Source organism: Streptomyces sp. NPDC045026 (genome assembly GCF_056432625.1).
On sequence record NZ_JBWKIS010000002.1, the window covers coordinates 1 to 12280 of the forward strand.

Here is a 12280-nt window from a genome sequence, read left to right on the forward strand (position 1 = left end):
GTTGATAGGCCAGATCTGGAAGCCCGGTAACGGGTGGAGGTGACTGGTACTAATAGGCCGAGGGCTTGTCCTCAGTTGCTCGCGTCCACTGTGTTGGTTCTGAAACCACGAACAACCCCACGTTTGTCACAGAGCGTGGTGCGGTTGACAGTTTCATAGTGTTTCGGTGGTCATAGCGTGAGGGAAACGCCCGGTTACATTCCGAACCCGGAAGCTAAGCCTCACAGCGCCGATGGTACTGCAGGGGGGACCCTGTGGGAGAGTAGGACGCCGCCGAACTATTTTTGAAGAAAACCCCCGTAACGGATGAGAATCCTGTTACGGGGGTTTTCTGCGTTTAGGGTCGGTTACGCCGAATGCTGCGCGCCGAATACGGTGCGGGGTGCAGTCAGGCGTCCAGGCCGCGGAGAACGAGATCCGTGAGGGCATTGAACTCCGCGTCGATGCCGGCCTTCTGCCACTCACCCGCGTACGCCGGATCGTGGAAGCGATTGGTCGCGTCGAATACCGCGCGGGCCGTCAGAGCGGGGTCGGCGTGCGGAAGGCGGAACTGCCCCTTGGCGACGCCGTCTTGAATGATGTGGTCCAGCTGCGTGATCAGCTCACCGACGTGGAGTTCGACCACCCGGCTGTTCTCGCTGATCAGAACTTGGTAGGTGGCGAAGAGCTGCGGATCGTCGCCCGCCTTGCGGCGCTTGGCCGCGAACAGCGTCGAGAACCATTGCCGCAACAGGGCGGGCGACGACAGCGACCCATCTGCCATCAGCAGTTGCAGCTCGTCCGTGGTGCGGTCGAGCCAGCGCTTCGTGACCGCCTCGCGCAGCTGTGCCTTGGTGCCGAAATGCCGGTAGACACTGCCGTGGCTGACGCCGAGCGCGCGGGCCACGTCGACGACGGTCGCCTTCGCGGGACCGTGGCGGCGCAGGACCTCCTCGGTCACCTCGAGGATGCGCTCGGTGGTCAGGGTCTCGGTTGCCATGATGCCGACCGTACCGGGCGGTGATCAGCGCTCGCTGTCGAGGTGTGCCATCTGTGCCTCCGGGTAGCGGTCGCCGGCGGCGGCACCGGCGGGAACGGCCTCCTCGATCGCGGTGAGGTCCGCCGTGTCCAGGCTGACGTCGAGGGCGCCGAGCGCCTCCGTCAGCCGGTCCCTGCGACGGGCGCCGACCAGCGGCACGATGTCGTCGCCGCGGCTGAGCACCCAGGCGATGGCGACCTGCGCGACGCTGGCGCCCTTCTGCTCGGCGATCTTGCGCAGCGACTCGACGAGGTCGAGATTGTGCTGGAGGTTCTCGCCCTGGAAGCGCGGGCTCATCCCGCGGAAGTCGTTCGCGGCGAGCTTGCGGTCGCGGCCGAAGTGCCCGGAGATGAGGCCGCGTGACAGGACCCCGTACGCCGTGATGCCGATCCCGAGCTCGCGGGTGACCGGCAGGATCGCGTCCTCGATGCCGCGGGAGATCAGGGAGTACTCGATCTGCAGATCGGAGATGGGGGCGGTGGCCGCGGCCCGCCGGATCGTGTCGGCGCCGACCTCGCTCAGGCCGATGTGCCTGACGTGTCCCTTCTCGACGAGTTCGGCGATGGCGCCGATGGTCTCTTCGACCGGTACGTCGGGGTCGATACGGGCGATCCGGTAGACGTCGATGTGGTCGACGCCGAGGCGCTGGAGCGAGTACGCCGCGAAGTTCTTCACCGCGGCAGGCCGCCCGTCGTAGCTGGACCAGCCGCCGTCCGGGTCTCGCAGAGCGCCGAATTTCACGCTGGTCAGCGCCTTCTCGCGGGATGCGGCGGGGGCGGTCCGCAGGGCCTCCCCGATGAGCATCTCGTTGTGCCCCATCGCGTAGAAGTCCCCGGTGTCGAGCAGGGTGACGCCGGCGTCGAGGGCCGCGTGGATGGTGGCGATGGACTCGCCCCGGTCGGCCTCGCCGTAGAGCGCGGACATCCCCATGCAGCCGAGCCCGATGGCCGAGACCTCGGGACCGGTGGAGCCTAGGGAGCGGGGGTGGAGAGTCGGGGAGGCGGGGGTGGTGGGGGACATCAGGCGCTCCTTGGATGTGGATGGGTGTCGCCGGTTCGATGGTTCGGTATCTCCCTATCCACGATGGCATGACAGATGACAGATTTCAATATCTGTCATCTGTCATGCGTCAGCTGTGGTCTCTCGCCTGTCGCCTCACCCCACCACTCGTGGCAGTCGCACGCTCAGTGCTGTTGTCAGGGCGATGCCCGCCAGTTGCGCCAGCAGGGTCGTCACCAGCGCGTCTCGCATGCCCAGGTTCGGGGTCAGGGTGAGGAAGAGGGAGCCGAGCGTGGCGACGCCCAGTGCCAGTGCCGACTGCTGGGCGGTGATCATGACGCCGCTGCCCACGCCCGCCCGCGCCGTCGGGACCTCGGACAGGATGATCCGGAAGAGGATCGGGAGTTGGAGCGCCTGGCCCGCGCCCGCGAGTGCGGCGCCCGGCATCAGCTCGAGGACGCCCAGGTCGGGCCAGGTCCGCCAGGTCGCGAGGGCGATGAGGGCGACGCCGACGCCCTGGATGATGCCGCCCGCCGTGACGATCCGGGTGCCGTACCGGGCGATGAGGCGCGGGCCCGCGAGGGACACCGCGAAGAAGACGACAGCCATCGGCGCGAGGGCCAGGCCCGCCGGTACGGGGCCGAGGCGTTCGCCCTGCTGGAGTGCCACCGCGATCACGAACATGAAGCCGCTGAACCCGATGGAGAACGGCACGATCATGATCAGGCCGCGGCGCAGCGAGACGAGCGCGAAGAGGCTGGGCGGGACGAGCGGGGTGCGGCCGTTCCGGTCAGCCCGGCGTTCCACCTGGTAGAAGGCGTACGCGAGGAAGGGGAAGGCGGTGAGTGAGAGCCAGGTCCACAGGGGCCAGCCGGCCGCCCTGCCCTCGGTCAGGGGTGCGAGGAGGGTGAGCAGGGACGCGGCGAGGAGCACCGTGCCGGGGCCGTCGACGGGCTCGGGGTGCGGGGAGCGGGTTTCGGGGACGGCGCGGGCCGCCAGGAAGAGTGCGACGAGGACGACGGGGACATTCACCAGGAACACCGACCGCCAGCCGGTCCCGAAGACGTCCGCGGCGACGAGGACCCCGCCGAGGATCTGACCGGCGACCATGGACAGGCCCGCCGTGGCCCCGTACAGGCCCATGGCCTTCGCCCGGCGCCCGCCCGTCGTCGTGGCCTGGATGGTGGCGAGGACCTGCGGGAGCATCGCGGCCGACGCGGCGCCCTGGGCGACGCGCGCGGCCACGAGTGACCAGGCGTCGGGGGCGAGGCCGCAGGCCAGCGAGGTCAGGCCGAAGGCGATCATGCCGCCGAGGAAGAGCCTGCGCCGGCCGAAGAGGTCGCCGAGCCGGCCGCCGAGGACGAGCAGGACGGCATACGCGAGTCCGTAGCCGGCGACGACGAGTTCGAGGAGCGCCTCGCCCGCGGCCAGGTCGTGGCCGATGGTGGGCAGGGCGACGTTCACGATGAAGAAGTCGATGAGGGGGAGCGCAGCGCCGAGAAGCACGGTGAAGAGCCCGAGTCCGCCGAGTGCCGGTGGGGCGGTGGCGGAGCGGGCTGTGGTGGAGCGGGCTGTGGTGTGGACGGCGAGGGAACGGGTCCCGGTTCCGGTCATGGGTACCAGCGTCGTCGGGCTCTCAGACTGGTACCAGAGTGTTCTTATCCTGGTAGAAGGACTACCTGGCAACAGGCTCTGTGGCGCGGCACGCTGGAGGCATGACCACGATGGCGCGGACGAGGACGGCAGTGGCACGGACACATGGGCAGGGGCAGGCCGCGGGGCCCACACCGGCGTCGCCCACGCAGCAGTCGCCGAATCGGGAGTCGCCCAAGCGGGAGTCCGAGATCCGGCGGCATGAGCTCGGCGACTTTCTGCGTAGCCGTCGCGCCCGCATCACCCCCGAGCAGGTCGGGCTGCCGCGTGGCCGGCGTCGGCGTACCCCCGGGCTGCGGCGTGAGGAGATCGCACAACTGTCCGCGGTCGGCGTCACCTGGTACACGTGGCTCGAACAGGCGCGGGACATCCAGGTGTCGGTGCAGGTCCTGGACGCGCTGGCCCGCACGCTGCTCCTAGACGCGAGTGAGCGCGCGCATCTCTTCCAGCTCGCCGGGGCCGTCGACCCGTCCCCCGCGGCGAGCTGCCAGACGGTCACGCCGGCGCTGCGTCTGATGCTGGAGAAACTGGAGCCGCTGCCCGCGTGCATCCAGAACAGCCGCTACGACATCCTCGCGTACAACCGCACGTACGGGCGGCTGCTGTGCGACCTGGACACGGTGGCGCCCGAGGACCGCAACTGCATGGTGCTGATCTGCACGAACGAGCAGTGGCGGAAGTCGTTCGTGTTCCTGGAGGACACGATCCGGCTGATGGCGGCCAAGTTCCGCGGGTCGATGGCCGGTCATCTCGGCGAACCCGCCTGGGAGTTGCTGCTCAAGCGGCTGGAGGACGAGTCACCGGAGTTCCGTGAGGCGTGGCAGCTGCACGAGGTGGTGGGCACGCGCAGCAAGACGAAATACTTCCGCAACGCGCATGTCGGGCCGCTGTCCCTGGTCCACACCGATCTGTGGCTCGGCCCGGACCAGGGGGCCCGGCTGGTGACGTACACGCCCGCCGACGAGGAGTCCCGGGAGCGGCTCGACCGGCTTCAGGAGCTGGCGCCCGCCGTGGCCTCCTGAATCTCCGGCTCCTGCAGGCAGCGGGCGGTGCGCTGTGCGGTGCGGCGCGCCCAGCGGCCGCTGGTGAGGAGGCCGACCAGGAGGACGGCGACGCCGCAGCCCACGATGACCCACCAGCCGCCGCGGCTCGCGTCGACGAACTTGGTCGCGTACGAGGACGTACCGACGGCCGACCCGACGCCCGACGCGAGGACCGCGCCGATGACGGCGACGCCGAGGGTCTGGCCGATCTGCCGGCTGGTGGAGGCGACCGCGGCGGCGACGCCGGCCTGGGTGCGGGGCATGCCGGAGACGGCGGTGTTGGTGATGGGGGAGTTGACGAAGCCGAAGCCGAGGCCGAACAGGACGTAGCCGATGAACCGGGTCACGTTCGACGTCTCCGCCTCGAACGCGGCGAACAGGATGCCGCTCGCGGTCATCGCGATGCCCGCGACGAGCAGCGGGATCCTGGGTCCGCGGCTGCCGACGAGGCGGCCGGAGAGCGGGGCGCACACCAGGGTCATGGCCGCCATCGGCAGCATCCACAGGCCGGCGTCCAGGGCGTCGAGGCCGCGTACGTTCTGCAGGTAGAGCGTCGACAGGAACAGGAAGCCGCCGAGCGAGGCGAAGGCGCTGATCGCTATGACGGTGGCGCCGCTGAAGGGCGCCGAGCGGAAGAAGCGCAGGTCGATGAGGGGTTCGGCGCGGCGCGGTTCGTAGCCGATCAGGCCGATGAGGGCCGCGAGGGCGAGCAGGGCGAACGTCATGATGACGGGGGACGTCCAGCCCGCTGCGGGGGCCTCGATGATCGCGTAGGTGAGTGAGCCGAGGAGGGTCATGACGAGGAGCTGGCCGACCGGGTCGGGTCGGCGCGGCTTGGGGGCGCGGGACTCGGGGACGTAGCGCATGGTCAGCAGGAGGGCGGCGAGGCCCACCGGCAGGTTGATCCAGAAGATGGAGCGCCAGCCGACCGAGTCGACGAGGACACCGCCCACGATGGGGCCCGCGGCCATGGAGATGCCGACGACGCCGCCCCAGACGCCGATGGCCCGAGCGCGTTCGCGGGGTTCGGTGAACGTGTTGGTGATGATCGACATGGCGACGGGGTTGAGCATCGAGCCGCCGACCGCCTGGATCATGCGGAACGCGATGAGGGACTCCAGGTTCGGCGCCACGGAGCACAGCAGCGAGCCCACGGTGAAGATCACCAGGCCCGCCTTGAAGATCCTTCGGCGCCCGATCCGGTCGGCCGTCGAGCCCGCGAGCATCAGGAGTGAGGCGAGGACCAGCGTGTACGCGTCGATGGTCCACTGCATGCCGGAGACGCTCGCGCCGAATTCCTTCTGCATGCTCGGCAGCGCGACGTTCAGGACGGTGTTGTCGAGGCTGACGATCAGCAGGCTCATGCAGCAGATCGCGAGGACGAGCATTCGCCGGCGCTGCGTCAGTGGAGGGGGCATGTATCCGACGGTAGCCCGACCGTGGGAGAGGGCGCCCGCCAGGTGGGGGACCGGGGTGCCCGCCAGGTGGGGGACAATGGAGAACTGCCCCTGTCCGCCCGCCCACATTTCCGGAGAGCCAGCCCGATGTCCCAGCAGCTCACCATCGGTCCGCACCTCGTGCAGCCGCCCGTGGTCCTCGCGCCCATGGCCGGGATCACGAACGCGCCCTTCCGCACCCTGTGCCGGGAGTATTCCGGCGGCAAGGGCCTCTTCGTGAGCGAGATGATCACGACGCGGGCGCTGGTCGAGCGCAACGAGAAGACCATGCAGCTCATCCGCTTCGACGCGAGCGAGCAGCCCCGGTCGATCCAGCTGTACGGCGTCGACCCGGCGACGGTGGGCAAGGCCGTCCGGATGATCGCCGAAGAGGATCTCGCGGATCACATCGACCTGAACTTCGGCTGCCCGGTCCCGAAGGTGACGCGCAAGGGCGGCGGCTCCGCGCTCCCGTACAAGCGGAATCTGCTGCGGGCCATCCTGAAGGAGGCCGTCAGCGGGGCCGGGGACCTGCCGGTCACGATGAAAATGCGCAAGGGCATCGACGACGACCACATCACGTTCCTCGACGCCGGCCGGATCGCCGTCGAGGAGGGCGTCACCGCGATCGCCCTGCACGGGCGCACCGCGGCACAGCACTACGGCGGCACGGCCGACTGGGACGCCATCGCCCGCCTGAAGGAGCACGTCCCGGAGATCCCCGTCCTCGGCAACGGCGACATCTGGTGCGCCGACGACGCGCTGCGGATGATGCGCGAGACCGGCTGCGACGGTGTCGTGGTGGGGCGCGGCTGCCTGGGGCGGCCGTGGCTGTTCGGGGATCTCGTCGCCGCGTTCGAGGGCACGGGCTCGCCCGCCGCGCCCGACCTGCGCAAGGTCGCCGAGGCGATGGTGCGGCACGCCGGGCTCCTCGGTGAGTGGATCGGTGACGAGGCGCGCGGTGTCATCGACTTCCGCAAGCACGTGGCCTGGTACCTGAAGGGCTTCTCGGTCGGCTCCGAGATGCGCAAGCGCCTCGCCGTCACGTCGTCGCTCGCCGAGCTGCGCGCGGGGCTCGACGAGCTGGACCTCGACCAGTCCTGGCCCGTGGGCGCGGACGGGCCTCGCGGCCGTACGTCCGGCAACAACCGGGTGGTGCTGCCGGACGGCTGGCTCAAGGACCCGTGGGACTGCGCCGGTGTCAGCGAGGACGCGGAGCTGGACACGTCCGGGGGGTGACGGGTCGCGGGGAGCTGTCTTCCCCCACCCCGCCCCTTCCCGAAACCGGGAGCTCTGCCCCCGGACCCCCGGTCGCTCAAACGCCGCGACCGGCTGAAAGTCCTAGAAGACCGCCGTGAGCAGTGCGAGCGGAGCCGCCGCCGAGCGTGACTCCCGCTCGCACGCGTGCGGATACGGGACGGGCGCCGGGTACGCCTCCCGCGCGTACCCGGCGAGCACCTCGGGCAGCCGGTGGCCGGACGCCGTCGCGGCCTCCACCAGCGCGTGCGCCACCGTCCGCGCCTCGTCGTGCAGCCCGTAGCGGGCGAGCCCGAGCGCGATCAGCGCGTTGTCGTGCGGCCACACCGAGCCCCGGTGGTAGGAGAGCGGGTGGTACGCGGGCTGCTCCGCCGCGAGCGTGCGAACCCCCCAGCCGGAGAAGAAGTCCGGCTCCAGGAGACGCCGGCCGACGACCTCCCCGTACTCCTTGTCGAGCAGGCCCGACCACAGGAGGTGGCCCGCGTCGGACGCCAGCGCGTCGACGTGCCGCCCGTCGCCGTCCAGGGCGAGCGCGGGGAACGCCCGGTCCGCCATCCAGAAGTCCCGCTGGAAACGGTCCCGCAGATCGGCCGCCGCCTGCTCCAGGAGGTCCGCGTACACCGGGTCGTCCCAGGCCGTGCGCGCGAGGGAGGCCGTGCGGCGCAGCGCGTCGTACGCGTAGCCCTGGGCGCCCGCCGCCGTCACGGGTCCCGTGGGGCGGCTGCCGTCGGCCGAGCAGATGGCGCCCGGCGAGTCCTTCCAGTTCTGGTTGGCGAGGCCGCCCCGGTCGGCGCGGTAGACGAGATAGCCGCGTGAGGTGAGGCCGCCGTGGTCGAGCATCCAGCTGACGGCGGCCCGCGCGTGCGGTTCGAGGCGGCGGGCCGTGGCCAGGTCGCCGGTCCGGTCCGTGTACGCGCCGAGCAGGACGAGGAACAGGGGCGTCGCGTCGACCGAGCCGTAGTAGCGGGCGAACGGGACCTGGCCGAAGTGCGCCAGCTCGCCGTGCCGCACCTCGTGGACGATCTTGCCAGGCTGGGCGACGGCGCCCTCGGTGGACTCCGTGGCCTGCGTCGCGGCGAGCACCGGGAGCGTCGCGGCGGCCAGAGCAGGCCGATAGGGGAGGGCGAACAGGGAGGTCAGGAGCGCGTCACGGCCGAGGAGCGTGAGGAACCAGGGGACGCCCGCGCCCGGCACGCTCAGCCGCTCGCCGTCCGGGCCGGTGGCCGGGATCTGGAGCACGGCCAGGTCGGCCAGGCCCTTCGTGCATGCTGCCGCGAGTCCGGGCCAGGCGGCGGGCAGTGCGATGTCCCGGGTGAACTCCTCGGTGCGCGCGGCGAGTTCGGCCGTCACGTCGGCGGGGGACGCGGGCACCGGGGTGCCGGGGGCGCCGTGCGGGCGGGCCGCGACGCGCAGGTTCAGGTCGGCGGTGCCGTGACCGGCCAGTTCGAGGGACCAGACGAGGCGGCGGGCGCCGGTGCCGGTCTCCTCGACGGCGTCGGGCGCGGGCTCGGCGGTCACCGTCGTCGACGAGTGCCACTCGCCCCGCCGGTAGCCGAACCGGACGCCGTCCTCCAGGGGCGACCGGGAGCGGACCGCGCCGGTCTTCGTGTACGTGCGGTGGTCGGCGCGCAGCTCGAACTGGTCGGTGAAGTCCGCGTCGACGGTCAGCGCGAGCCGTACCGTCGTCGGCGCCGCGCGATTGGAGACGACGCGCAGAGCCTCGACGAACGCGCCGTCCGCCACGGCCTGTTCACGGAAGAGCGTGTACGCGGGCGGCTCCAGGCGTCCGCCGCGCGGCACCAGCACACAGCGCGCCACACCCTCCTCGGCGCCGGTCCGCCCGGCCGCGTCCCGGCCCGGCGCTCCGGCGGGCGTGAGCACCTCGGGTGCGGCGCCGTCCGCCGTGAGCTGCCAGCGGCTGAGGTGCCGGCCGTCGCGTACGAACAGGCCGTCGGGCGAGCCGGAACCGCGTACGCCGCTGATGTCACCGCCCGGGCCGATCGCCGCGAACGTGGCGCCCCGCACGAGCAGTTGATGCTGATGTCGGTCCGTCATCCCCAGGTTCCTCCCTCGTGCCGCTTCCGCGGCTCCTGCAGCAGATCCAGGGCGAGCGCGGCGCTCCAGGCGAAGCCGCGCGCGCCGCAGCCGCGCCCCGTGTACGGATCCACGTATTCGGCGAAGGCCGTGTCGAGCGCCGTGTCGAGCAGCGCGGTGCGCAGGCGCTCCGCCTCCGCCTGCTCGCCGTGCAGCCGCAGGCCGCGCTCGATCAGCCAGTTCGTGTTGAACCAGGCCGGTCCGCGCCAGTAGCGCTGCGGGTCGAAGGCCGGTCCCGTCAGGTCGTAACTCGGCACGAGCCGCACGGTGGTGCCGAGGCCGAAGCGGGGGCCGCGGGCGGTGCGCAGCAGTGCGACGCTCACGTGCCGGGGGAGCGTCGGCAGGATGAGGGGGATCAGGCCCGAGACGCCGTACTCGGGGATCAGGGCGGGGGGTGAGGACCGGCCGGCGGTTCGGGGTGTGTCGTGGCCCGGTGCGCGGGAGGTGTGGTGCCCGTCGGTCTCGCCACGCAGGTCGCGGCAGAAGAACATGCCGGTGGCCGGGTCCCACAGGCGCTCGACCAGCGCTGCCGTGAGGCGTTCGGCGCGGGCGTGGCGGGCCGTGCCCGCGGCGCCGAGTTCGCAGGCGATGCGGGCGAGGGCGTGTTCGGAGGCGATCAGGAGGGCGTTGAAGGACGGGTCCTCGACGGCGAAGCCGCCCTGCCCGGCAGTGCGGTCGGCGTACTGTCCGTCCCGGTAGTCCGTCGCCAGGCGCACGTACCGGCCGTAGTCGAGGTCGGTGGGCCGGTCGTCGGCCGCGCCGTGCTCCAGGTCGGCGCGGTGGAACGCGCGTGCGGGGGCCGGGGCGATCCGGCTCAGCGGGGCGTCCCAGCAGGGGCTGTTGTCCATGCCCTGCTCCCAGGGGTGCACCACCGAGGCGAGACCGCCTCCGCCCAGGTCCCTGCGGTGCAGGAGGTAACGGTGCCAGGCCGCGAGCTTCGGATGGATGCGGGCCAGGAACGAGCGGGAGCGGGACAGGCCGGGGTCGGCGCGGTGCACGAGCCACGCGGCCAGCGCGTGCACCGGCGGCTGCACGATGCCGGAGGTCTGCACGGAGCGCGGCGCACCGGCCGCCCGGCCCTGGGTGGAGGAGCGCCAGAAGTCGGGGCTGGGGAAGTAGGCATCCAGAGGGACAGCGGGGTTGAACACGATGTGCGGCACCCGGCCGTCGCCCCACTGCGCGTCGAACAGCGTCTCCAGTTCCAACTGGGCGCGCAGCGGCGACACATGACGCGATCCGATGGCGACGAACGCGGAGTCCCATGACCACTGGTGCGGATAGAGGGTGCGGGAGGGGACCGTGGACGTGCCCGTCCAGTTCGTCTCCAGGACCCGCGCCGCCCGCTCGCGCAGCGCGGCCCGCGCGCCTGAGGGCGTGGCGGCGGCTACGGAAGCGCGGCGCTCAGCCGCACCGGTCCGCCGGGTTGTGCGGTCCACGCGAACTCCCACGGTCTGTCAGTTGAGCCGTATCCAGCATAGAGTTACGTCTACTTAACCAGCAAAACCCAATATGTAACGCGCAGTTGATGAACGCAAGGGGTGCGAATGGCCGGGGACCGGACGAGAGAGCGGCCGCGGAGCCTGGCGCGCGCCGGGGATCTGCTGCACCTCGTGCGCAGCGGCCGGGCGACCACGCGCGGCGCGCTCCAGGAGGCCACCGGTCTCTCCAGGGCAACGGTCGGCCAGCGCCTCGACCGGCTCTTCCGGGCGGGCTGGCTGCGCGAGGGCGCGGGCACCGCGGGCGCGTCGCCCACGGGCGGGCGGCCCTCCCTGCGCCTGGAGTTCGACGACGCCCACGCGGTCGTGCTCGCCGTCTCCCTCGACACCCGGCACGCGCGCGCCGCCGTGCTCACGCTCACCGGCGAGCTGCTTGCCGAGCGCTCCGGCGCCCTCTCCGTCGACGAGGGGCCGGAGCAGGTGCTCGGGGCGCTCGGCGGCTGGTTCGCCGGACTGCTGAAGGAGGCGGCGCGGCCCGCGGGCGCGGTGTGCGGCATCGGGGTCGGCGTGCCAGGGCCCGTCGACATCGCCACGGGCCGTGCCGTGCAGCCGCCGATCATGCCGGGCTGGGACGGCTACGACATCAGGAGCCGCCTGGGCCGCGCCTTCGCCGAGGGGACGGGCGGCGCGGCCGACGCAGCCGACGTGCCCGTTCTCGTCGAGAACGACGCCAACCTGATGGCCTACGGCGAGCAGCGCACCGGCCACCCGGACTGCGCGGCCTTCGCCCTCGTCAAGGTGTCCACCGGCATCGGCGCGGGCGTCGTCGTCGGCGGCCAGATCTACCGGGGCATCGACGGGGGAGCGGGCGACATAGGGCACATACGGGTGCCCGAGGGCGCGGGCACGCTGTGCCGGTGCGGCTCGTACGGGTGTCTGGCCGCCGTCGCCAGCGGGCGCGCGCTCGCGCGGCGACTCACCGAGGCCGGGGTGCCGGCGGAGTCGGGCTCAGATGTGCGCGAGCTGCTCGCCGAGGGGCACCCGGAGGCGGTGCGCCTGGCACGGGAGGCCGGGCGCAGCGTGGGTGAGGTGCTGGCGACGGTGGTGACCCTGCTCAACCCGGGGGTCCTGATGATCGCGGGGGATCTGGCCGGAACCCCCTTCCTCACGGGCGTACGCGAACTGCTCTACCAGCGGGCCCTGCCGCGCTCCACCGCTCATCTGGACGTGGTCACCGCGCGGCTCGGCGAGAGGTCCGCGCTGGTGGGGGCCGGTGCGCTGGTCGTGGAGCACCTGTACGCGCCGGACCGGGCGGAGGAACGGCTCGTGGCGCTCGGCCTGTGA

9 protein-coding genes and 1 rRNA gene are annotated in these 12280 nt (G+C 71.8%); 4 read left to right on the forward strand and 6 right to left on the reverse strand.

Annotated features, from left to right (window positions below; translation table 11 throughout):
* The first annotated feature begins 162 nt into the window (after positions 1 to 162).
* A 5S ribosomal RNA gene (rrf, locus tag AC07EJ_RS03605) occupies positions 163 to 279 on the forward strand.
* Positions 280 to 388: 109 nt separating this feature from the next.
* Here rrf and AC07EJ_RS03610 read toward each other — a convergent pair.
* The 3 genes from AC07EJ_RS03610 to AC07EJ_RS03620 form a co-directional block, all read right to left on the reverse strand.
* On the reverse strand, positions 389 to 979 hold the full coding sequence (locus AC07EJ_RS03610; protein ID WP_389476316.1) for a TetR/AcrR family transcriptional regulator: 591 nt from the start codon (positions 977 to 979) through the stop codon (positions 389 to 391).
* A gap of 24 nt (positions 980 to 1003) precedes the next feature.
* Entirely contained in the window at positions 1004 to 2038 is a 1035-nt protein-coding gene (locus tag AC07EJ_RS03615; protein WP_389476314.1) for an aldo/keto reductase, read from the reverse strand.
* Positions 2039 to 2173: 135 nt separating this feature from the next.
* A complete protein-coding gene (locus AC07EJ_RS03620) occupies positions 2174 to 3631 on the reverse strand; it encodes an MFS transporter (protein WP_478883670.1) in 1458 nt (485 codons plus the stop codon).
* Positions 3632 to 3732: 101 nt separating this feature from the next.
* Between AC07EJ_RS03620 and AC07EJ_RS03625 the strand changes: the two genes are divergently transcribed.
* Entirely contained in the window at positions 3733 to 4692 is a 960-nt protein-coding gene (locus AC07EJ_RS03625; protein WP_389476310.1) for a helix-turn-helix transcriptional regulator, read from the forward strand.
* Here the strand turns inward: AC07EJ_RS03625 and AC07EJ_RS03630 are convergent.
* Positions 4662 to 6131, reverse strand: a complete 1470-nt coding sequence (locus AC07EJ_RS03630) for an MFS transporter (protein WP_389476308.1) — start codon at positions 6129 to 6131, stop codon at positions 4662 to 4664. The genes AC07EJ_RS03625 and AC07EJ_RS03630 overlap by 31 nt on opposite strands.
* A gap of 126 nt (positions 6132 to 6257) precedes the next feature.
* Between AC07EJ_RS03630 and dusB the strand changes: the two genes are divergently transcribed.
* Positions 6258 to 7388, forward strand: coding sequence for a tRNA dihydrouridine synthase DusB (gene dusB, locus AC07EJ_RS03635; protein WP_389476306.1), 1131 nt, complete (start codon positions 6258 to 6260; stop codon positions 7386 to 7388).
* 102 nt (positions 7389 to 7490) lie between these two features.
* Here dusB and AC07EJ_RS03640 read toward each other — a convergent pair whose 3' ends face one another.
* Together AC07EJ_RS03640 and AC07EJ_RS03645 are read right to left on the reverse strand one after the other, a co-directional pair.
* Positions 7491 to 9461, reverse strand: coding sequence for an amylo-alpha-1,6-glucosidase (locus AC07EJ_RS03640; protein WP_389476304.1), 1971 nt, complete (start codon positions 9459 to 9461; stop codon positions 7491 to 7493).
* On the reverse strand, positions 9458 to 10936 hold the full coding sequence (locus AC07EJ_RS03645; protein WP_478883671.1) for an MGH1-like glycoside hydrolase domain-containing protein: 1479 nt from the start codon (positions 10934 to 10936) through the stop codon (positions 9458 to 9460). The genes AC07EJ_RS03640 and AC07EJ_RS03645 overlap by 4 nt, the downstream gene beginning before the upstream one ends.
* Positions 10937 to 11044: 108 nt before the next feature.
* On the opposite strand from AC07EJ_RS03645, the gene AC07EJ_RS03650 reads away from it, so the two are divergent.
* Complete coding sequence (locus AC07EJ_RS03650) at positions 11045 to 12280, forward strand: ROK family transcriptional regulator (protein ID WP_389476300.1); 1236 nt, start codon at positions 11045 to 11047, stop codon at positions 12278 to 12280.

Coding starts and splice junctions, on each gene's coding strand:
- AC07EJ_RS03610 (WP_389476316.1), bottom strand. CDS start 979: ATGGCAACCGAGACCCTGACCACCGAGCGCATCCTCGAGGTGACCGAG.
- AC07EJ_RS03615 (WP_389476314.1), bottom strand. CDS start 2,038: ATGTCCCCCACCACCCCCGCCTCCCCGACTCTCCACCCCCGCTCCCTA.
- AC07EJ_RS03620 (WP_478883670.1), bottom strand. CDS start 3,631: ATGACCGGAACCGGGACCCGTTCCCTCGCCGTCCACACCACAGCCCGC.
- AC07EJ_RS03625 (WP_389476310.1), top strand. CDS start 3,733: ATGACCACGATGGCGCGGACGAGGACGGCAGTGGCACGGACACATGGG.
- AC07EJ_RS03630 (WP_389476308.1), bottom strand. CDS start 6,131: ATGCCCCCTCCACTGACGCAGCGCCGGCGAATGCTCGTCCTCGCGATC.
- dusB (WP_389476306.1), top strand. CDS start 6,258: ATGTCCCAGCAGCTCACCATCGGTCCGCACCTCGTGCAGCCGCCCGTG.
- AC07EJ_RS03640 (WP_389476304.1), bottom strand. CDS start 9,461: ATGACGGACCGACATCAGCATCAACTGCTCGTGCGGGGCGCCACGTTC.
- AC07EJ_RS03650 (WP_389476300.1), top strand. CDS start 11,045: ATGGCCGGGGACCGGACGAGAGAGCGGCCGCGGAGCCTGGCGCGCGCC.